The sequence below is a fragment of the Aestuariispira insulae genome, assembly GCF_003385955.1.
Lineage (GTDB): Bacteria > Pseudomonadota > Alphaproteobacteria > UBA8366 > Aestuariispiraceae > Aestuariispira > Aestuariispira insulae.
This window is the reverse complement of record NZ_QRDW01000014.1, coordinates 25729-47650: the sequence shown is the minus strand read 5'-3', so window position 1 is coordinate 47650 and position 21922 is coordinate 25729. Positions and strand designations below refer to the sequence as shown.

Genomic DNA, 21922 nt, shown 5'->3' with positions numbered 1-21922 from the left:
CTGCTATTCATTTGATATCATCGCCCCGACAGCCAGTTTGCGCTGAATTGTTGTGGAGTGCTGCCACCGCATAGGGTCCAAGTCCCACAGTGGCATGTTTGGAGAGACAAAAATGATTTTCGATCAGCCCCTGAAAGAAGCCGGTGCGCTTCGTCAGAAAATCCGTGATGCCTATCGTATGGATGAAACGGAATGTTTGAAGGAACGCCTGGCCCAGGCTGACCTGCCCGCCGAACAGCGCGACAGGATCGAAGCCAAGGCCCGCAAACTGGTCACCACAGTCCGCAAGGACCGCGTAAAATCGTCGGGCATTGATGCCTTCATGCATGAATATGAGCTGAGCAGCCAGGAAGGCGTCGTCTTAATGTGCCTGGCAGAAGCCCTGTTGCGCATTCCCGATGCCGATACCGCAGACGCCTTGATCAAGGACAAGATCGGCGGCGCGAACTGGGAACAGCATCTTGGCCATTCGGAATCCTTGTTCGTCAACGCCTCCACATGGGCGCTGATGCTGACCGGGCGGGTTGTGAACCTGAATAAACAAGCGGAAGGCGGCGAATGGGGCGGTGTGCTGAAACGCCTCGTTCAGCGATCCGGCGAACCGGTGATCCGTCAGGCCGTGATGAAGGGCATGAAAATCCTCGGCCGCCAATTTGTCATGGGCCGGACCATCAATGAAGCCCTGAAACGCGCCAAGGACAAGGAAGCCCTCGGCTATCGCTATTCCTATGACATGCTGGGCGAGGCCGCCCGCACCATGGAGGACGCGGAACGCTATTTCGAGGAATATGCCAATGCGATCCATGCCATCGGCAAGGCCGCCAATGGCCGCGGCTGCATTGAGGCGCCGGGTGTTTCGGTCAAGCTTTCCGCCCTGCATCCGCGCTATGAATTCGGCCAGGAAGAACGGGTGCGCAAAGAATTGCTGCCGCGCCTGATCGAGCTGTGCCAGCTGGCGGCGGATTACGATATCGGCCTTTGTATTGATGCCGAGGAAGCGGACCGCCTTGACCTCTCCCTCGACCTGATCGAAGCGGTCGCGGAACATTCCTCGCTTAAAAACTGGCAGGGGTTGGGACTTGCCATCCAGGCCTATCAGAAGCGCTGTGCCCCGCTGATCGACTGGTTGACCGAACTGGCACGGCGAACCAAGCGGCGCCTGATGGTGCGCTTGGTGAAAGGGGCCTATTGGGATACCGAGATAAAGCGCGCCCAGGAAATGGGCCTGGACGGCTATCCGGTTTTCACACGCAAGGTGAACACGGATGTTTCCTACCTGGCCTGTGCCAAAAAACTTCTGTCCGCGCCGGAAGCTTTCTACCCCTGTTTTGCCACCCATAACGCCCATACCCTGGCCGCGATCATGGAAATGGCCGGTACCAACGGCGCCTTTGAATTCCAACGCCTGCACGGCATGGGCGATGCACTCTACGACCAGGTGGTGGGTAAGGAAGGCAAAGGCTATCCGGTACGTATTTATGCGCCGGTCGGCAGCCACGAGGACCTGCTGGCCTATCTGGTGCGCCGCCTGTTGGAAAACGGGGCCAACAGTTCTTTCGTCAACCGGATTGTGGACGAAAGCGCGCCGATCCGCGAAATCATCGCCGACCCGCTCGCCGAAGCGCCGCGCAACATGCCAAGCTATCATCCGCGCATTCCCCTGCCCGCCGATCTTTTTGGCAAGAACCGGCGCAATGCCGCAGGCTATGATGTAACCAGCCCGGATGAACTCTCCCCGCTGAAAGCGGAAATGGAGGAAGAAGTCGCCGAGACCTTCCGCGCCTGCCCGCTGATCGGCGGTGCGGAGATGCGTGGCCATGAAAGCAAGATCCTCAATCCGGCCAACCATGCGGAAGTGGTCGGCATCGTCCAGGAAGCGGATGCGGATCAGGCGGTCGACGCCCTGAACCGGGCCTTGAAGGCCAAACCGCATTGGGATGACAAAGGGGCGGACGCACGCGCCGACATCTTGAATACCGCGGCGGATCTGTTTGAAAAACAGGGACCGCGCCTGATGGCTCTGACCATGAAGGAAGCAGGCAAAACCCTGAATGACGCCGTGGCGGAACTGCGCGAAGCGGTCGACTTCCTGCGCTATTACGCCAACCGGGCGCGGGCCGATTTCGCTGCCCCCATGCCGCTTCCGGGACCAACCGGAGAAGAAAACCGCATCAGCCTGCATGGCCGCGGGGTCTTCCTGTGCATTTCGCCCTGGAACTTCCCGCTTGCGATTTTCACCGGCCAGGTCGCAGCCGCCCTGGCGGCTGGCAATGCGGTTCTCGCCAAGCCTGCGGAACAGACCCCGTTGATAGCCTATGAAGCGGTCAAGATCCTGTTGCAAGCCGGTGTGCCGGGCGAGATTTTGCACCTGTTGCCAGGTGATGGCCCGACCATCGGCAATGCCCTGCTCTCCGACCCGCGTCTGGGCGGTGTTGCTTTCACCGGCTCCACCGAGACCGCGCGTCTGATCAACCGCAAACTGGCCGAGCGGGACGGACCGATTGTGCCGCTGATCGCCGAAACCGGCGGCCAGAACGCCATGATCGTGGATTCCTCTGCCCTGCCGGAACAGGTGACCCGCGATGTTCTGATCTCATCCTTCCAAAGCGCGGGCCAACGTTGTTCGGCGCTGCGCATCCTCTTTGTCCAGGATGATATCGCCGACAAGCTGATCGAGATGATCAAGGGCGCCATGGAGGAGTTGCATGTCAATGACCCGCAATATCTGTCCAGCGATATCGGTCCGGTCATTGATGCCGATGCCCGGGACATCCTGGTCAAACATGCGGAACGGATGGACAAGGAAGCCAAACTGCTCAAGGCGGTTGCCGCGCCCAAGAATCGTCCAGAAGGCACCTATTTCGAGCCGCGCATGTATGAGATCGAAAGCCTGTCCCAACTGCAGCGGGAAGTATTCGGCCCGATCCTGCATGTGGTTCGCTTCAAGGCCAGCCAGCTGGACAAGGTCATTGAGGATATCAACGCCACCGGCTACGGCCTGACTTTTGCGATCCACAGCCGGATCGAGGAAAAGGTCGCCTATATCTGCAAGAATCTGCATGTGGGCAATGCCTATGTAAACCGGAACCAGATCGGCGCCATCGTCGGCGTTCAGCCCTTTGGTGGTGAAGGTCTGTCCGGCACCGGCCCGAAAGCAGGCGGCCCGCGCTATCTGCACCGTTTTGCGGCCGAACGCACCATCAGTATCGACACCACCGCCGCAGGCGGTAATGCCAGCCTGATGTCCCTGGAAGCTTAATACCTGCCTGCTTCACAAACTCTGTCCACCGTCATGGGTTCTCTGTCCCCATGACGGTGGTTTTTCCGGAATGAGTTCCACAATGACATTGACCATGCATAATCCGAGTCCGGACCCCGCTTTGACTATCGGCATCCTATTGCTGGACGGGTTCAATCTGACCTCTTTTTCCAACATCATCGATGTGTTGCGCCTGGCCGGTGACAAAGGTCTTGGCGGTCGTCAGCGCAATTGCCGCTGGACTCTTTTGGCCCCTGGAAACAGCCGCATCAGGTCCAGTTGCGGTATCGACATCGCCGTCGAGAAATATCCACCCGCCCCCACGCATTTCGATTACCTGATTGTCTTTGGCAATACGCCGGGCGAGGATTATTTTGTTGAGAAACAAGTCCGTGCCTATCTAAAGACAGCGCATGCCGAACGCGTGGTGCTGGCCGGCATTGGTGGCGGTGCAGCCGCCCTTGTGGCAACCGGGGTCACCGGCCGCATCCCTGTCTGCGTTCATTGGTATCATCAAGACGATTATCTGAGGACCTTCGGTGCCATACCAATTGACGCCGAGAGCCTCTTTCGGGAAGAAGCGGGTGTCATCACCTGTGCCGGAGGCGCCGCCGCCACGGACCTGGCAATATCGCTGGTTGGGCGGCATCTCGGACCGGCCTGGGCGGACAAATGCCAACGCATGATGTTGCTGGACCAGGTCCGAAAGCCCGATCATATCCAATCTGTGCCGGTCTACCAGGGGGAAATAGCCTGCCCGGTCACCAAACGGGCTGTTCGCAAAATCGAACATCAATTGACCATGCCGATCAATATTGATGACCTTGCCAAAAGTCTCAATATCGGACGACGGCAACTGGAACGGAAATTCCGCGCAATCCTGGGCAAAGGCATCCATGAATTGATCCGAGAAATGCGCCTTCATATGGCCATTGAAAACATCCGCAACAGTGATCGCACAATTTTAGATATCGCGCTCAGCTGCGGCTTTCCCACGGTTGAGCATTTCAACTCAGTCTTCAAGGCCCATTACGGCCATACACCGACCCAAATTCGCCAGCAAACCCTAGAACACCCCCCCTGCAAGAGCACAGAGGCATATCAAGGATTGACCCAGGCCTGATCCCACCCAATATTTGGTCGGGATCAGTATACTCAAGGCCAGGGGCAACAGAGATGCAAAACGCACAGAAATCCATTTTCACCGAAGGTTTCCGTCATCACTACGCATTGGAATTGAAACTGCGCCAGGGGGCTTCCGACCAGGATTTCCTGCTGGCCTTGAGAACAGCGCTTTCCAACGGTTTGGACAATCCGCCACAATGCGCAGTCGGCTTCGGGCCGGACCTCTGGAAACGCCTCTCCCCAGACCAGGTTCCGGCTGACCTGACCTCCTTCCAGGCAATCAAAAGTCCGGTCACGGTGGATGCGCCAGCATCCCAGGGTGATCTCTGGCTCTGGTTCAAGAATAACGATCCAAGCTCAGTCTTCGACGCGGCCTTGATCGCCCGCAATGCCCTGATCGATACCTGCGAGGTGATCCTCTCCCAACCAGGCTTCATCTATTATGAATCCATGGACCTGATGGGGTTTGAAGATGGCACCGCCAACCCGAAGGAAGACGACCGTTTCCCCGCTGCGCTGGTGGCATCGCACCAGCCCGGTGCTGATGGTTCCATCGTCTTCACCCAGAAATGGGTTCACAATCTGCCGAAATTCAACGCGCTTGATGACGATGAACAGGGCCGGGTAATCGGACGGACGAAATATGACAATGAAGAGCTGGAAGGCGATGACATGCCGGACGATTCCCATGTCAGCCGGACCGATGTGAAAATTGACGGTGTCGCCCAAAAAATCTGGCGTCAGAGCTTCCCCTTTGGCACGACGGAAGAACACGGTCTCTATTTCCTGAGCTTTGCCTGCGAGACCCAGCGCATCCAGGTCCAGCTGGACCGTATGTTCGGTATCGCAGATGACGGGCTCTATGACCGGATCACGGAATTTTCCACGCCCGTCACCGGAGCTTATTGGTTCGCGCCATCACAATCCGCTCTGGACCGCCTGATACGCCCATAATCAATAGAGGTAATTGCCTTTCAGAATGTCCTGCATACGGCCGCTGTCGCGCAGGATTTTCAAACCGGCATTAAAAGCCGCCACTTTAGCTTCCGGATCGTCGGTTTTCTTAGATACCGCCAGCCATTGCCCCTGAGTCACCAATGCAGGCTCCATGAACGTAATCTGGTCGCGCAGATCCACCAGATCACGGTTCAGCTGATATTCCGCGAAATACCGGTCGGACAGGATGACATCCGCCCGGTCGTCCGCCAGCATCCTGATCAACGCGATATCATTATTGGCGACCACGATGGATTGGAATTTTTCCTTCTGCTCGTCAAAACCGCCGCCATAGGCATACCCCCGCACGATCCCGATCCGATAGGGGAAGAGATCATCCATCTTTTGATAAGCGATGGGCCGATCCACCCGTCGGAAAAAACCCCATTCCAGAGAGGGAAGCGGATCGGAGATGACATAATCGCGCTCCCGTTCTTCATTGATCGTTCCGAAAGTGAAGATCCCGTCAAAACCCTGCGCGTCCTTGGCCAGAATCACCGCCCGCTTCCAAGGGAAGAACTTCACCTCCATCTGATAGCCTTGTGTCTTGTAGGCTTCCCGGATGATCTGGGTAAAAAAACCTCCGCCGGAGGATTGCTCATCCAGATAGGGGGGATAGTGGGTTGTTGTGAAACGGACAACCCGGGCATCCTGCGCCAGAGCAGATGTCAGCAAAGTCATCCAGAAGCCGAATGCCGCAATGAATGCAGACAATTTCATGGCAATCTCCCAATCGGCGATTTCCGGGCTCGATTGGGATCATTCTAGCATGAATACCTTCACATTGTGGCAACAAAGATAAAAGGGGATGGCGGAGCGCTTCCACACCATCCCCTTCACAGGCCAGATCCACCGGGAATAGGCGGCGATAATGTCGGTCAGGAACCATCATCGTATATCCGCCAAACAGATCCGGCCCCTGCCCCCACAGCAGTCAGGGACAAACCGTAAAAGGGAAATGCCGGAAGGGGTTCAGGTTACTTCCGGCATTTCCCGCAACCGAACCTTCTAGAGGAAAAGGTCCGGCAGCAACTTGTTGCCAGGCACCACCGCATATTGTTCAAAATCGGTGACTCCGGCCTCGCCCAGAACCTCTTCATCGATGAAGAAGTTGCCGCTGCAATCACGTGACGGACGGTTCAGAATCTCATAGGCCGCGTCCGCAACAATGGCCGGTGTGCGGCAATATTCAGGCTTCACGGCACCGCCCAGCATGGCCAGCGCAGCAGTGTGAATCACCGTTTTCGGCCAGAGCGCGTTGATCGCGATTCCCTCATCCTCGAACTCTTCCGCCATCCCCAAAACACACATGCTCATGCCATATTTCGCCATGGTGTAGGCCACATGGTTGCCAAACCAGTGGGGCTGCATGTTCAGGGGCGGCGACAGGGTCAGGATATGCGGGTTTTCCGCCTGTTTCAGGAAAGGAATACAGGCCTGGGACACACAGAAAGTTCCCCGGGCATTCACCCCATGCATCAGGTCAAACCGCTTCATCGGGGTTTCCAGCGTGCCGGTCAGGTTAATGGCACTGGCATTGTTGATCAGGATATCGATCCCACCGAAGGTGTCGGCGGTTTCCTTGACCGCGGCCGCCACCTGATCCTCGTCCCGGATATCCACCTGCAGGGCCAGGGCCTTGCCGCCTGCTTCCTCAATTTCGCCGGCTGCTGTATGAATGGTACCCGGCAGTTTCGGATGCGGTTCTGCGGTTTTTGCGGCTATGGCGATATTGGCGCCGTCCGCAGCCGCCCGCTTGGCAATCTCCAGACCGATGCCCCGGCTGCCGCCGGTGATAAAGATCGTCTTCCCGTTTAGATTTCCCATAAATCGCGCTCCTGTTATTCTTTGTAGATCTATTCTGCGGCAATCGCCGATTTCATGTCATGGCGCACGCCGTTTTCCAGTGCATTCCAATGATCGATATAGTCCGGCAGGGCCAGCAGGTCGAAACCGACGCCCAGCCCTTCCGTAATTTCCCGGATCGGCACTGTATGCCGGCCCAGCTTAAAGGCGCCCTTGGCCAGGGCAATGGCATAGACATCCCCTTTATGGATGAATTTCTGCTCCATATAGAACCATTTATCATCCCATCCCAGCAGCCGGCTGTGCAGTTCATATTTGGCAAAGGGCAGCAGCGACCGGCGGTAACGGATATTGGAGGAGGACAGAACCGGCATCCATTTATTCCTGAACACCAGTTTGCCCAGGCCCATCCGGATGGTGAGGTCGAACCGCCCCAGATCCATCATGGTCAGATAGCGCCCGTTATTCATATGAATGTTGGTATCCAGGTCGTTGGGCCAGACTCGGAAATGCAGGACGGATGTCTGATCCGGCTCCAAACGCTTTCCGAGCCAGCCCTTCGCCAGCACTTTGATCAGTCGGATAAAGGGATACATATTCAGTCCCCAGATCGATCCGAGCGAGACCCTGCGATAGCTTTCGTCCTGGACGAAATCCCAATCATCAGAAGGCATCCTCATCCATTGCCATCAGGGTGTCACCCCCAGCCATAAGGGTTGAGAACAAGGCCCCGGTCTGCGGTAGGATTTTGGCGGTGAAGAAGCGCGCCGTATCCAGCTTGGCCTGATAGAAGGCTTTATCCTCATCCAGCTTATCAAGCGCGACGGTTGCCGCCTTGCACCACATATAGCTCATCGCGACCAGGCCGAAGAGACGCAGGTAATCGGTTGCCGTGGAGGCGGCCTCTTCCTGATTGCTCATGCCTTTTTGCGCCAAAGCAGCGGTTGCCTGCTGCAGGCGGACGAAAGCCTTGGCCAGCGGCTGGACAAATTCGGCCAGACGCTCATCCGCAATATTGGCTTCGATATAGCTCTGCACCGGATGGAAGAAACGGCGCAAATAGCGGCCCGCATGGGCCGGCAGCTTGCGGCCAATCAAGTCCAGTGCTTGGATGCCGTTAGTGCCCTCATAAATCTGGGCGATGCGGCAGTCACGGACATATTGCTCCATGCCATGTTCGCGGATGAAACCATGGCCGCCCAGCACCTGCATGCCGATATTGGCGCTCTCGTAGCCCATATCGGTGAACAGCGCCTTGACGATCGGCGTCATCAGCTGGACAAAATCGTCCGCTTCCTCCCGGCGGGCCGCGTCAGAATGCTTATGCGAGATATCCAGCTCTTTCGCGACCCAGGCGCCCAGCGCCCGGCAGCCTTCCGCATAGGCACGTTGGGTCAACAGCATGCGCCGGACATCGGGGTGCACAATGATCGGATCGGCAGACTTATCCGGATGCTTGACCCCACTCAAAGAGCGGCCCTGGGTGCGTTCCTTGGCATATGCCACAGCGCCTTGATAAGAAACGCTCCCAAGGCCAAGTCCCTGAATGCCGACCAAAAGGCGGGCTTCGTTCATCATGGTGAACATGGCACGCATGCCTTTGTTCAGGCTGCCGACCAGCCAGCCTTTTGCCCCATCGAAATTCATCACACAGGTGGACGAGGCCTTGATGCCCATCTTATGTTCGATCGCACCGCACATGACGCCATTGCGCGCACCCGGCGTCCCATCCGGATTGGGCAGGAATTTAGGTACCAGGAAAAGGCTGATACCCTTAATGCCCTTTGGCGCATCCGGCGTGCGGGCCAGGACCAAATGCAGGATGTTATCCGTCAGGTCATGTTCACCGGCCGAGATGAAGATCTTGGTGCCGGTAATGTCATAGGATCCGTCTTCCAGCGGTTCTGCCTTGGTCCGGCAAAGGCCAAGGTCCGTGCCGCAATGAGGCTCGGTCAGGCACATGGTGCCAGACCAGGTCCCGTCCACCAGTTTCGGCAGATAGGTTTCCTTCAATTCATCCGTGCCATATTTGGCGAGTGCCGAATAGGCACCGTGGGAGAGGCCCGGATACATGCCAAAGGACAGGTTCGCCGAACAGATCATTTCACTGACCATCAGGCTCACCGTATGAGGCAGGCCCTGGCCGCCAAAGGCCGGATCACAATTCAGGCTGGGCCAACCGCCTTCAACAAAGGCACTGTAGGCTTCCTTGAAACCGCTGGGGGTGCGGACAACACCATTTTCATAAACGCAGCCTTCTTCATCGCCGGAGCGGTTCAGCGGGAAAAGCACGTTTTCAGTTACTTTTCCAGCCTCTTCCAACACCGCATCGATCAGGTCTGGCGTTGCATCCTCATAGCCTTCCAGTTTGGCCAGGTCTTCGACGGACATCAGCTCGTGCAGAACGAAGCGCATATCCCGAATCGGGGCTTGATAAACAGCCATTTCTCTTATTCCTCGCTTCCTTAGTTCCGCAGGGGTTTGCCTTTGAGCAGCATATGCTCGACCCGGGCCAGGGTGCCGGACTTGCGCGCAAGCCGCATGAAGGCGTCCCGCTCCAGTTCCAGCACATCATCTTCGGACAGTTCTTCGGTGACATCCGTGTCACCGCCTGAGAGAACAGCGCCCAGCTCCCCGGCAACCACGCGGTCATAATCCGTGGCCTTGCCCATCCGGTGGAACCCGTCGACCGCCATTTCAAAGGCAACCTTGGCGCTTTCACCCGGCAGGCGATAGGTGCTTTCCTCAGGTGCTTCATACCCGTCCACCAATTCCAGCGCATAGGCCTTGGCATCGGCCAACAGGCGATAGCGGTTCATGGTGATCCGGTCATGGTCGCGGAAGAAAAGATGGGTCTTGGCTTCTTCCGCCGATTTGGCAACAGTCGCGGTTGAGATGATCTCAAACGCCTTGCCAACCGGCGCCATGGCTCCATTGGGCCATTTCGGGTTCTTGGTCCAGCGGTCGATCAGCTCCTTGCAGCCGCCCCAGGCGGGCACCAGGCCGACACCGCATTCAACCAAGCCGATATAGGTTTCCAGATGGGCCTGGACCGCATCGCAATGGAGCAGGATCTCGCACCCGCCGCCCAGGGCCATGCCGCTTGGCGCACCGACCACAGGGAAGGGGGCGTATTTGAGCGCCTTATAAGCTTCCTGGCCGGTTTCCACGATATTCTCGATCTCCGGCCAGGCTGCGATATTGGCTGCAAACAATGCTAGGCCCAAATTGGCCCCTGCGGAGAAGTTGGAACCTTCGTTATAAACCACCAGCGCCTTATAATCTTTTTGCACCAGGCGCACCGTCTTTTTGATCAGGCCCAGGATCTCCGCATCCAGGGAATTCATCTTGGAGGTGAATTCGAAACAGAGCACCCCGTCGCCAATATCCCAAACACTGGCCGAACCGTTTTTCAAGACCGGTTGCTGGCCGCGTTTTATGTCTTCCAGCATGATCACACCTTCCGGGCGCGCCCGGTCGGCATAATCGCCATCAACGGTCAGGTATTGGACCTTGTTACCCTCAATCCGGTAGAAACTCTTGCCGGAGGCGATCTTCAAAAGTCCCGGCACATCCATGCCGTCTTTTTCCAGCGCTTCTGCAAACCAGTCCGCGCCCATCATATCGATCAGTTCGAACGGGCCAAATTTCCAGTTATAGCCAAGGCGCATGGCCTCATCGACGGCAACGATATCATCGGCGGCCTCCGGCACCAGGTTGGCGGCATAAGACAAGGTTTTGGCCAGAACCTTCCAGGCAAATTGGCCGCCCTTATCTTCATGGGTGACAAGGTCGCGCAGTTTCTGCGGTTTCAGCTTGGCACTTTCCAGGCTGGCCCGGATCGACGGGCGGAATTCACCGGTCTTAAGGTCAATGCCTTCCTTAACCTTCTGCCCGCCTTCCCGGTTCAGGCGATAGAAACCGCCCTTGCCTTTGCGACCGGTATAACCATCCGCGATCAGCTTTTCGATCAGCGGGTTGGGTTTATGACCGGTGACGAAGGGATCATCTTTCGGCAGGGCATCCAGCATGGAGCCCACCACATGGGGCATCAGGTCGAGGCCGACCAGATCCATCAATGCAAAGACACCGGTTTTCGGCACACCACACGGTCTGCCCGCAACCGCATCGGCCTCTTCAATGGTCAATCCCTGATCCATGGCTTCCTGGATCGCCGTTGCCACCCAATAGATGCCAAGACGGTTGGCGATGAAACCCGGACGGTCCTTGCAGGTCACAATGGACTTGCCCAATTTATGGTCCGAGAATGCGCTGACCCGCGCAACAGCATCGGCGGAGGTTTTCTCACCTGACACCACTTCCAGAAGGCGCATATAGCGCGGCGGGTTGAAGAAATGGGTGATCAGGAAATTTTCCTGCATGGAAGCCGACATTTTCGCGGTCAGCTGTTCCAGCGGAATGGTGGAGGTGTTGGAAGAAACCACCGCGTCCGGTTTGCGTACCGCGTCAATCTTCTCATAGAGCGATTGTTTGATATCCAGCCGCTCGATCACCGCTTCGATGATCCAGTCGCATTCAGACAGGGCATCGAGGTTATCCTCGATATTGCCCGGCATGATGCGTTTGGCATTGCGCTTATGGCTGAGCGGGGCCGGATCAGCCTTCAGCAATTTGGCAATCGCGCCCTTGGCAATACCGGACCTGTCTTCCGCACCGTCCGGCACAATGTCAAGCAGCAGCACCTCGTGGCCGGCATTGGCGACATGGGCGGCGATACCGGCCCCCATGACACCGGCACCGATCACGGCAACCTTGTTAATTTCCGCCATCAGATCGCCTCCAGGATCGTGGCAATACCCTGGCCGCCGCCGATGCACTGGCTGGCCAGCGCATATTTGCCGCCTTCCCGCTTAAGCAAGCTTGCCGCTTTGCCAACGATGCGCGCACCGGTCGCGCCCAACGGATGACCCAGCGCGATCGCGCCGCCGTCGAGATTAATCTTGCCCTGGTCCAAACCAAGGTCACTGATGCAGGCCAGTGCCTGGGAGGCAAAGGCTTCGTTCAATTCCACAACATCAAGATCCGCCGCCTTGATACCGGCACGCTCAAGCGCCTTTTTGGAGGCTCCGACCGGGCCGATCCCCATGACTTCCGGGGCACAGCCGGAAACGGCAACGGATTTGATCCGAGCGATCTTGTCCAGACCGTGTTTGTCCGCATAGTCTTCCGAACAAACCAGCACCGCGGAAGCACCGTCCGTCAGCGGCGAGGATGTGCCTGCCGTCACCGAACCGTTTTCATTAAATGCCGGCTTCAAATCAGCCAGGCCTTCCATGGAGGCATCGCCGCGAATACAGCCATCAGCCTCAACGCCTTCAATGGTGACGATTTCCGGCTTGAGCTTGCCATCCGCCTGGGCCTTGGCCGCTTTCTGATGGCTGGCGACGGCAAACTCTTCCATGGCTTTGCGCGAGATGCCGTACTTATCGGCAACATTCTCGGCCGTGTCGCCCATGCCGATATAGGCATTCGGGTTTGATTTATAGAGGCCCGGATGCGGCAGCGGGTTGAAGCCCATCATCGGAACCCGGCTCATGCTCTCAACACCGGCACAGATAAAGGCTTCGCCGGCATTCAGTTGAATGGCACCGGCCGCCTGATGAATGGATTGCATGGAGGAACCGCAGAACCGGTTGACAGTGACGCCGCCAATCGATTGCGGCAGATCGGCCAGAAAAGCGACCAGGCGGGCCATATTCAGCCCCTGCTCACCTTCCGGGAAAGCACAGCCCAGGATCAGGTCTTCCAGGTCATCCGGATTAACGCCTGTGCGTTCCACCAGGGATTTGACCACTTGGGCCGCCAATTCATCAGGACGCACCTTTGCCAAATCGCCTTTCTTGGCGAAATGGAAAGGGGACCGGGCATAGCCCGCAATAACCACATTCCGCATGTTCTGTTCGCTCCTTGTTTAACTCCGGAGCGCCCAGCATGCTTCCTGCGATACCACGCGCTCCAATTATGTCGTGGGGATTTCCGCCCCCTTCTCGCTCAGGGCATCGACACATTGCTGTTCGATATCCCTCAATTCCACTAGGACTGTCTCCAGTGCCTTGCGCTGCTCTTCCAGATCCGACACCCGTTCCCGGACTTTGGTGACCAGCATCTGAATTTGGCTGATTTGGGTGGTGTCCACGTCATAGAGCTCAAGAAATTCGGAGATTTCGGCGAGCGTGAAGCCCAACCTTTTCCCACGCAGGATCACGATCAGACGGGCACGATCCCGTTTGGTGTATATCCTCGTATTCCCTGCCCGCTGCGGCTGTAACAGTCCTTTCGTCTCATAAAACCGGATCGCCCTGGGGGTGATCCCGAATTCTTTCGCCAGTTCCGGCACCGTGTAAAAATCACTGCTGGAGTCGGCCATTATTTTTTGAACGCTCATCTAACCTAACCGTTATTGTAATTACGTATACGTCACTTTCAAGGAAAAAAGTCACTTTAATCTCGCACAGAGTGAACAATGACGCAAAGGTTAGATAATTATCAAAGGCGTTTTTTATGAAAAATCAGGCTGTTTGCTGATTTTTCCCGGCTTCCTCCTCGACAAGCTCCTTCTTGGACAGCTTCCCGATCAGGGTTTTCGGCAATTCATCTCTGAATTCGATATCGCTCGGCATTTCGATTCGCGAAATCTTATCCTTCAGGAAATCCTTTAGTTCTTCCTTGTTAAGCGACTTGCCATCCGCCAGCTTGATAAAGGCTTTAGGTGCCTGACCACGATAGTCATCGGGGATGCCGATCACCGTGACCTCGGCCACATTGGGATGCAGATAGATCGCCTCTTCGATATTGCGCGGATAGACGTTATAACCACCGCACAGGATAATATCCTTCATCCGGTCCACCAGATAAATATATCCTTCCGGATCCCGATAGCCGACATCACCGGTCCGCAAATAACCATCCGGTGTAAAGACATCAGCTGTAGCCTCGACATTATTCCAATAGCCCTGCATCACCTGCGGACCTTTTGCACAAACTTCACCCTTTTCGCCCTGCGCAACCTCCTCGGTGAGATTGTCAGGATTTCGGATCTGCACATCAGTCTCGCCCAGCTGCACACCAATGGACCCTGGATGGGGGGCCGCCAGAAACGGATTCGCGGTTAAAACAGGCGAGGATTCGCTCAAACCATAGCCTTCGACAAGCTTGCAGCCGGTATTCTCTTCAAATTCCTTCTTGACCTCCACCGGCAGCGGCGCCCCGCCCGACAAGCAGAATTTCAAGGAGGACAAATCAAATTTCTTGAGGTTTTCCGCACCATTGATCGCGGTATAGATGGTCGGCACACCGGGGAAGAAAGTGGGCTTCTTCTTGGCAATGACTTTCAGACATTGTTCAAGTTCAAACCGCGGCAGCAAAATCAGCTCCGCCCCGATCGCCAGGCCTACATTCATCACAACCGTCATCGCAAAAACATGGAAGAATGGCAGGATGGCCAACACCCGCTCATTGCCGAAATCCGTGCTCGGCTTCCAATTACAAAGCTGATTGGTATTGGCCGCCAAATTCCTGTGCGTCAGCATTGCGCCTTTAGGCACCCCTGTCGTGCCACCGGTATATTGTAACACCGCCAGGTCTTGTTCCGGATCAATGGATTCGGCTTTGAATTCCCCACTTGTATTGGTCAAACGGGTGAAGGACAAATGCTGGGGATCACGCGGAAAGTCGATCAATTCCGAGCGTTTTAAAACATTAAACAGAACACTTTTGACCGGTGGCAGAATCTCGTCCATCGCGCAAACCACAATGCGCTTAAGGCATGTGGTCTTCAGACAGCTGTTCACCTTAGGGAAAATCTGTTTCAGATCCAACGTCACCATGATCTCGGTACCGGAATCATTGATCTGATATTCCAATTCCCGCTCCGCATAGAGCGGATTGAAATTCACCAGAGTGGCGCCAATCTTCAACGCCGCAAAATAACAAATGACGTAGTATGGGGTATTCGGCAGGCAAAGACCTATCCGGCTGCCTTTGCCAAGCCCCAGTTGCTGAAATCCATGAGCGGCCCTTGCCACAAGCGCATCAATTTCCGCATATGTATATTTCTTGCCGAGGAAATCAACGCAGGGCCGGTCGGCATAATTCCGAACGGAGCAGTCAAACATCTCGATCAACGAAGTAAAATTCGCCCAATCACCCGGAGGATGAATACTGCCCAAAACGTCGTCACCTATGGTTGTGCTTTGATCCATAGGCAATTTTATCGCAGAACTACTCATGGCACACGACCCAATCTTTCATCAGTTTGAGAAACCGGCGAAGCGGTGCCAATTGGCCCGATCGCCCCGCCGGAAGCTAATTCAACGTCAGTGCAGACGTCAGAATTTCATTGCAAAATTCACAGCCAAAATATCAACAGAGGAATCATAGGTACCTGTCACCTGCCCATTGGGCACTGTCGAGGCATTTGTTTCATCCTCAGTCACGGTCACATCATCAGCAAAGATATGAGTGTAACCGAGATTCAAGGAGGTATCCTCCGAGAATTGATAACCAATACCGGCAGAAACCCAGAGACGGTCCGCATCAGGAATGCGGAAGGTCAGATCCTTTTGCGAAACAGCAGATTGGTCATATGCAACACCAAATTGCAAATTCAAGGCATCATTCACCTGATATTCCGTACCGATTGACAAAAAGAGGGTATCTTCCCAGTTTTCATCCACCAATTCACGCTGAGTGCCACTATCATCAATCACACGCAGCTCATTGAAAACGGACCAGTTAGTATAGGCCACATCCCCCATGACAGCCCACTGGTCGTTGACCTTGTGATAAACACCAAGAGACGCAATATCAGGCGTTTTCACATCCGCATGCGCGCGCGCATCCTTAAACTGTTGGGATGAGGAAAAGGCGCCGGGAACCGTCCCTTGAATATCGATATTCCCTTTCAGGCGATGGTCGACGCTAGAGCGATAGGAGAAACCGATTCGGGTGTCATTGGAATAATCATATTGGAAGCCTGCCGAAAACCCATATCCGATATCGTCCGCCGACAGGATAGACTTACCGTCACTGCCGCCAGCGACTGAAAAGTTGATATTCTTGGAAAGTTCACCTTCAATATACTGCACCAGCGGACCACCGCCGATTGAGAGCTTGTCATTCACTTTATAGGAGAAGACCGGATTGATGGTGACCGTCATCAATTCCGACTTCAAAGCGTGATAACGACCAACCCAGCCATCTTCATATTCGGTTTTAAGACCAAAAGGTGTATTGATCGCAATCCCGACATTCCATTCGTCATTGATATCCCACATGGCATAAGTTGACGGCACCACCGCAACATCACCGGCGTCACCACCATTGCCACTGGTCGACAACTGGCCGTTACCGCCACTCACCGACTCTAGCGAAAATTCCGCATGGGTGCTGATCACGCTGGCATTGACTTCAAACTGATTGCCCTCAAGTTGAGCCATACCGGCCGGATTGAAGAACAAAGTGCTCATATCCCCGCCTTTAGCCGTAGCACCGGCGAAAGACGTCCCCTGCAAAGCAGCTCCCTGTTCCTTCAGTTGGTAGCCCGCCGCATGGGCGAAATTTGACGCAACAAGAACAGCGCCGATGACGGCAGTGGCCGCCCCCCACTTCAACATATTTTGTGACATTTAACCCTCCCTAATTATAACCATCTCATCCCCACGGACTTGTTTTGACACAGATATATCCGTTGCCGACCGGCTTCACCGGCAGACCTAAACCACCCCGACTCCCGGCGGGCTGGCCTTCTGGGAAATCTATTTCTTGGGAACTATTCGAAGAATTTAGTTAGCTTCATCGCCACGCCCATATCACCCTTCACTTTGAGCTTCCCCATCGTGAAAGCGAGCATTGGATCCAGCTTGCCATCCATCATTTTTACAAGATCGGTTGACTTCACTTTGACCGTACAGTCAGCTGGACCATCTTCGTGGGCAATACCGGATACCTCTTCTGTTGACTCCACAACCAAAATGCCTCCGTCCTTGAACTCAAACTTTATCGTCGCGTTCAACGGCGCATTCTTGGCCATGAGATCCGAAATCCGGCTCTCTACAGACTCGATTGTCATTTTTTACTCGTCCCCTGTTCGTATGACAGTCCACTTATAACGTCATGTTACCTATAGGTAAACTAAAAACATCAAAGGTAACAATACCTTCCAATTGTGCAACGTAGCGAAAATGCAATCTTTGCGGATTATTCAATTTAATTTCAAAGTTTTATCTGAAGCCGACCTCTGGTTGTTCCATTGAATTTTTTCTGGAAATCAGCCCCTTTTCAGGGGCTTCGGACCACCATTCAACGGCAGTTGTTTCAAACTTCCGGATCATCAGAACAAAAAAACACCCCGGCAGATGCCAGGGTGCTTCACATATCGGATTGAGAGTCCCGATCGTTCGGGAAAACAGCCGGGTTCAGCCGACAAATGCCTTCTCAATGACGAATTGAGCAGGTGTCGCATTAGAACCTTCCGTCAACCCGGCCTTTTCAACCAGGTCTTTGGTATCCTGCAACATCGCGGTTGACCCGCAGATCATCACGCGGTCAGTTTCCGGGTTTAGTGCCGGAACACCTAACTCTTCAAACAGTCGCCCATTTTCAATCAAAGTCGTGATCCGCCCTTCAACCGGATGAGAATCACGGGTCAGACTGGAGAAATAGCGCAGCTTGCCCTCAACCATTTCCCCCACAAGCGGGTCGGCAATCAGACTATCGACCATCTGTTTGCCATATTCCAACTCATCCTTGAAGCGGCATGTATGGGTCACGATCACTTCGTCATAACGCTCATAGGTTTCCGGGTCGCGGATCAGGCTTGCAAAGGGCGCAAATCCGGTTCCGGTAGAGAACATGTAAAGCCTCTTGCCAGGCAGCAACGCATCCAGAACCAAGGTGCCTGTCGGTTTCTTGCCCAACAACACATAATCGCCTTCCTGAATTTTCTGCAGGCGCGATGTCAGGGGACCATTCTCAACCTTGATCGAGAAAAACTCCAATTTGTCATCCCAGGACGGGCTGGCGATGGAATAGGCACGCAGCAGCGGCTTGGTATCATTCATCAGACCAATCATGACAAATTCGCCTGACCGGAAACGAAAAGCCGACGGACGAGAGATCTGGAAAGAAAACAGGCTGTCTGTCCAGTGTTTCACGGACAAAACAGATTCGGCCGTTACGGATTTGGGCAGGGCAGAGAGATCAAAAGGCATAATTCGGTCTCGACTATCACATTGTTCAAAACGCGGCGGTTACGGTTCGGCGGCCATGGCGCTGACCGGCATCCCGATCCCCTATGCACCGATATATCTCATGGTGCATTCCGCCCAATTCGCAACTGGTCATCAATTGCATTTCACCGAAAAAATTCGGCAGTGGTCGCATTCAGCGCAAGGGATAATCTCCATATGAGCGCTACAGTCAAGAGACTTTTTGCCGCATCGCAGCAAACCCCTTTACCCGCACGCCGCCGGATCATTCCAAAACGCCCAAGGCATCCCGACAAAACGGTATATAAGAGATGGGTTTGCTGAAATCAAGATAATAACACACAAATGCGAGCAAAATATTGCTTCCACACAATTTGAATGTTTATTACGCCTCTACCGAATGTTAGATTTTTCCAAATCCGCCGCTGTTATATTCCCGGATTGCTTCTTCGATTTCGGCCTCACTATTCATGACAAACGGACCATAGCCGACAACCGGTTCACCAATCGGTTCTCCGGTCATCACCAGGATGTCTGACCGCTCCTCCGCCTGGATGACGACTTTGTCCTCTTCACCGGTAAGCAGTCCGATCCGGGCCTCTTGCAGCCGGGTATCCCCAATGGTGATGCTGCCAGATAACAAAGCCACCATCACATTATGCCCGACCGGCAGATCAAGGGCTGTTTCAGCCGCTTTTTCCAATCGGAGATCCCACAGATTGATGGGCGTGAATGTCGCCGCGGGCCCTGCTGTGCCTTCATAGTCACCGGCAATAACCCGCAAACGCCCGTCCGCTATCTGAACCTCGGGAATCTGATCCGCGCCAATAGCCTGATAGGACGGTTCAGTCATTTTATCTTGTGCCCGAAGATTAACCCAAAGCTGCACCATGCGAAAAGGCCCGCCCGCAAGACAATAATCATTCGAATGGAATTCCTCGTGAATAATTCCCCGGCCGGCCGTCATCCATTGAACGTCACCCGCCCGGATGGTCCCGCCTCCACCACTGCTGTCCTGGTGGCTAACCTCGCCTTCATAGACAATTGTGACCGTCTCGAACCCTTTATGAGGATGCGCCCCGACACCGCGCGGCTTACCCTGATGTGGTTCAAAAACATAGGGACCGGCATAATCAAACAGCAGAAAAGGACTGACGGCCAATGCATCATCCTGATAACTCAGAAGCGAACGCACGGGAAAACCATCACCAACCCAATGGCCCCTATCCCCGCTGAATATCCGGCTGATCTGTTTCATGCGGCCCCGTGATAAAAATGTATTGTTCCTGAGCCGGATATTTGGCCTACAGTCAACAATTACAAGGGCAATCAGCCATTTTGCAGCTGCCAGAGATGAGCATATTGGCCGTCACGCGCCAACAGCTCCTCATGGGTGCCCTCTTCGATGATATGCCCCTTATCCATGACGATCACCTTGTCACAAAGCCGCATGGCATTCAGCCGGTGAGCGATCATGATCGTTGTGCGATCTTTACAGATCTCCGGCAGGCAATTGATGATCTCGGCTTCGGTCTCATAATCCAACGCACTGGTCGCCTCATCGAAAATCAGAATCGAAGGATCCGCCGCAAGCGCGCGGGCAATGGCGATTCTTTGGCGCTGACCGCCGGACAACGATCCACCACGCTCACCCACTTGGGTGTCATACCCATCAGAAAGGTCGGCGATGAATTTAGCGGCACCCGACAATTCCGCCGCCCGATGGATTGCGGCTTCATCCACGGTGCCGCAACCAAGGGCAATGTTTTCATAAATTGTGCCGTTAAAGAGGAAGTTATCCTGCAAGACCACGCCCAGCCGGCGGCGCAACAGGCTGGGATCAGCCATGGCCAGATCCACCCCATCGACCAGGACCTGCCCCGATTGCGGGACATAGAGCTTTTGGATCAGCTTGGTAATGGTGCTTTTGCCAGACCCGCTCAGCCCGGTGATACCAATGGTCTGTCCGGCGTCGATTTTCAGATCCAACTGACGCAGGACTTCCTTACCGTCATCGGTATAGCGGAAAGTCACTTTGCGCAGCTCGATATCGCCGTTCACCTTCTCCAGGGACGACCGCCCGCCCTTGGACACGGTTTCCGTCGCTTCATTCAAGATGTCGCCAATACGACGGATCGAAATATTGGTATGTTGGAAATCCTGCCAGACCTGGGCCATGCGCAAAATCGGCATCGTCACATGGCTGGTCAGCATGTTGAAGGCCACCAGCTCGCCCACGGTGATATCGCCTTCCATCACCAGCTTGACCCCGAACCACAGCAAGATCGCGCTGGTGATCTTTTGCACCAAACCGATGGTTCCGCCCGCCCAGTTCCCCAGCATGGACGCCCGGAAGGATGATTTCAAATAACTGGCCAGCCGGTTCTCCCATTCCCGGTTGAACCGTTCAGACACACCAAGCGACTTGATGGTTTCAATGCCCGTGATGCTCTCGGTCAAAAAAGCAGTATTAGCGGCATTATGTTCGAACTGTCGCTCCACCCGCTTGCGCAGGAACGGCCCGAACGCCAGCCAGAACAGGAAATAGACCGCCAGGGATCCGATCACGATGCCTGCCAGCTCGGGCGCATAGGAAAACATGATGGCAATGAAGACCCCGACAAACATCAGGTCGATCACCAGCATCAAGGCCGAACCGGTCAGGAAGTTTCGGATATGGTCCAGCTCGCGCACGCGGGCGATTATGTCGCCGGCCTTGCGCGCCTGGAAATAATTCAGCGGCAGATGGACCAAGTGCCGGAACAGGCGGGAGGACAATTCCGAATTCACGCAACTGGCCATATGTGAATAGATCAACCCTCGGAAGAAATTCATGATCGGGTCGAAAAAGGCAATGGCCAGCAATCCGATCGCCAGCACATCCAGGCTCTGCAGGCCGCGGCTGACAAGGACCTTGTCAATCACCACCTGGAACAACTTTGGCGAGGCAATGGCAAAAAGCTGGATGAAGAGGGAGGCGATAATCACCCGGCGGAACCGGGCGGCATGTTTGACAATGGACGGCAGGAACCAGGCAAAACCAAACTTGCCTTTCCCGCCCAAAGGCTCTTCCGCCAGGGTAAAACAGATCGCCTCACTCGCAAAGGCCGCCGCCAATTCACCAGCAGTGGCAAGCCGGGTTACCCCCATCACCGGATCTAGCAGCCTGCCACCTTCATGACTGACCTCTGTCAGGATAAAATACGCACCGCTATCCTTGCGCTGAACAATCATTGGCGTCGGCGCCAGCGCCAGCCGTTCATGCCGGATAGAAGTGGTCCGACCATTCAGGCCCAGATCACGGGCGCTGCGCAGGATATCGATCTGCTCCGCGGGCACATCCCCTTTCCCCAGATTATGGTGGATCTGGGCCGGATCAGCCGGAATGTCAAACCGCTTCAGGACCTCGACAAGGGACAGCAGACCGCTGTCGGATTTCGGGTCATATTCCCCCTCCGGCAACTGGGTCCAACTGGTTTCCTGTAATGTCTCAACAGCGCTTGTCATA

General features: G+C 55.1%; 16 protein-coding genes. 3 read left to right on the top strand and 13 right to left on the bottom strand.

Going from position 1 to position 21922, the window contains the following annotated elements:
- The first annotated feature begins 112 nt into the window (after positions 1–112).
- The 3 genes from putA to DFP90_RS20505 all read left to right on the top strand — a co-directional run bounded on the left by putA (position 113) and on the right by DFP90_RS20505 (position 5338).
- A complete protein-coding gene (putA, locus tag DFP90_RS20515; protein WP_115938996.1) occupies positions 113–3259 on the top strand; it encodes a bifunctional proline dehydrogenase/L-glutamate gamma-semialdehyde dehydrogenase PutA in 3147 nt (1048 codons plus the stop codon).
- A 70-nt stretch (positions 3260–3329) separates the two neighbouring features.
- Positions 3330–4382: a GlxA family transcriptional regulator gene (locus tag DFP90_RS20510; protein WP_115938994.1), complete on the top strand. Its 1053-nt coding sequence runs from the start codon at positions 3330–3332 to the stop codon at positions 4380–4382.
- A 53-nt stretch (positions 4383–4435) separates the two neighbouring features.
- Positions 4436–5338, top strand: a complete 903-nt coding sequence (locus tag DFP90_RS20505; protein ID WP_115938991.1) for a Dyp-type peroxidase — start codon at positions 4436–4438, stop codon at positions 5336–5338.
- Here DFP90_RS20505 and DFP90_RS20500 read toward each other — a convergent pair whose 3' ends face one another.
- From DFP90_RS20500 to DFP90_RS20440, 13 genes are all read right to left on the bottom strand, one after another.
- Positions 5339–6100, bottom strand: a complete 762-nt coding sequence (locus DFP90_RS20500; RefSeq protein ID WP_115938989.1) for a substrate-binding periplasmic protein — start codon at positions 6098–6100, stop codon at positions 5339–5341. It lies immediately after the preceding gene.
- Between the two features lie 288 nt (positions 6101–6388).
- On the bottom strand, positions 6389–7207 hold the full coding sequence (locus tag DFP90_RS20495) for an SDR family oxidoreductase (RefSeq protein ID WP_115938987.1): 819 nt from the start codon (positions 7205–7207) through the stop codon (positions 6389–6391).
- Between the two features lie 29 nt (positions 7208–7236).
- Positions 7237–7860 (bottom strand): thioesterase family protein, encoded by a 624-nt coding sequence (locus tag DFP90_RS20490; protein ID WP_218044765.1) that lies wholly within the window; start codon positions 7858–7860, stop codon positions 7237–7239.
- Positions 7850–9631, bottom strand: a complete 1782-nt coding sequence (locus DFP90_RS20485; protein WP_115938985.1) for an acyl-CoA dehydrogenase C-terminal domain-containing protein — start codon at positions 9629–9631, stop codon at positions 7850–7852. The genes DFP90_RS20490 and DFP90_RS20485 overlap by 11 nt, the downstream gene beginning before the upstream one ends.
- Positions 9632–9651: 20 nt before the next feature.
- Complete coding sequence (locus tag DFP90_RS20480; protein ID WP_115938983.1) at positions 9652–11976, bottom strand: 3-hydroxyacyl-CoA dehydrogenase/enoyl-CoA hydratase family protein; 2325 nt, start codon at positions 11974–11976, stop codon at positions 9652–9654.
- Positions 11976–13100 (bottom strand): thiolase family protein, encoded by a 1125-nt coding sequence (locus tag DFP90_RS20475; protein ID WP_115938981.1) that lies wholly within the window; start codon positions 13098–13100, stop codon positions 11976–11978. The genes DFP90_RS20480 and DFP90_RS20475 overlap by 1 nt, the downstream gene beginning before the upstream one ends.
- 66 nt (positions 13101–13166) lie before the next feature.
- A complete protein-coding gene (locus DFP90_RS20470) occupies positions 13167–13592 on the bottom strand; it encodes a MerR family transcriptional regulator (protein ID WP_245957137.1) in 426 nt (141 codons plus the stop codon).
- 124 nt (positions 13593–13716) lie between these two features.
- Complete coding sequence (locus tag DFP90_RS20465; protein ID WP_425452187.1) at positions 13717–15435, bottom strand: long-chain-fatty-acid--CoA ligase; 1719 nt, start codon at positions 15433–15435, stop codon at positions 13717–13719.
- Positions 15436–15534: 99 nt separating this feature from the next.
- A complete protein-coding gene (locus DFP90_RS20460) occupies positions 15535–16833 on the bottom strand; it encodes an OmpP1/FadL family transporter (RefSeq protein WP_115938975.1) in 1299 nt (432 codons plus the stop codon).
- A gap of 143 nt (positions 16834–16976) precedes the next feature.
- Entirely contained in the window at positions 16977–17276 is a 300-nt protein-coding gene (locus DFP90_RS20455; RefSeq protein WP_115938973.1) for an SCP2 sterol-binding domain-containing protein, read from the bottom strand.
- A 346-nt stretch (positions 17277–17622) separates the two neighbouring features.
- Entirely contained in the window at positions 17623–18417 is a 795-nt protein-coding gene (locus DFP90_RS20450) for a ferredoxin--NADP reductase (protein WP_115938971.1), read from the bottom strand.
- 400 nt (positions 18418–18817) lie between these two features.
- Entirely contained in the window at positions 18818–19672 is an 855-nt protein-coding gene (locus tag DFP90_RS20445) for a pirin family protein (protein ID WP_115938969.1), read from the bottom strand.
- A gap of 71 nt (positions 19673–19743) precedes the next feature.
- Entirely contained in the window at positions 19744–21921 is a 2178-nt protein-coding gene (locus DFP90_RS20440; protein ID WP_115938967.1) for a type I secretion system permease/ATPase, read from the bottom strand.
- Position 21922: the final 1 nt, after the last annotated feature.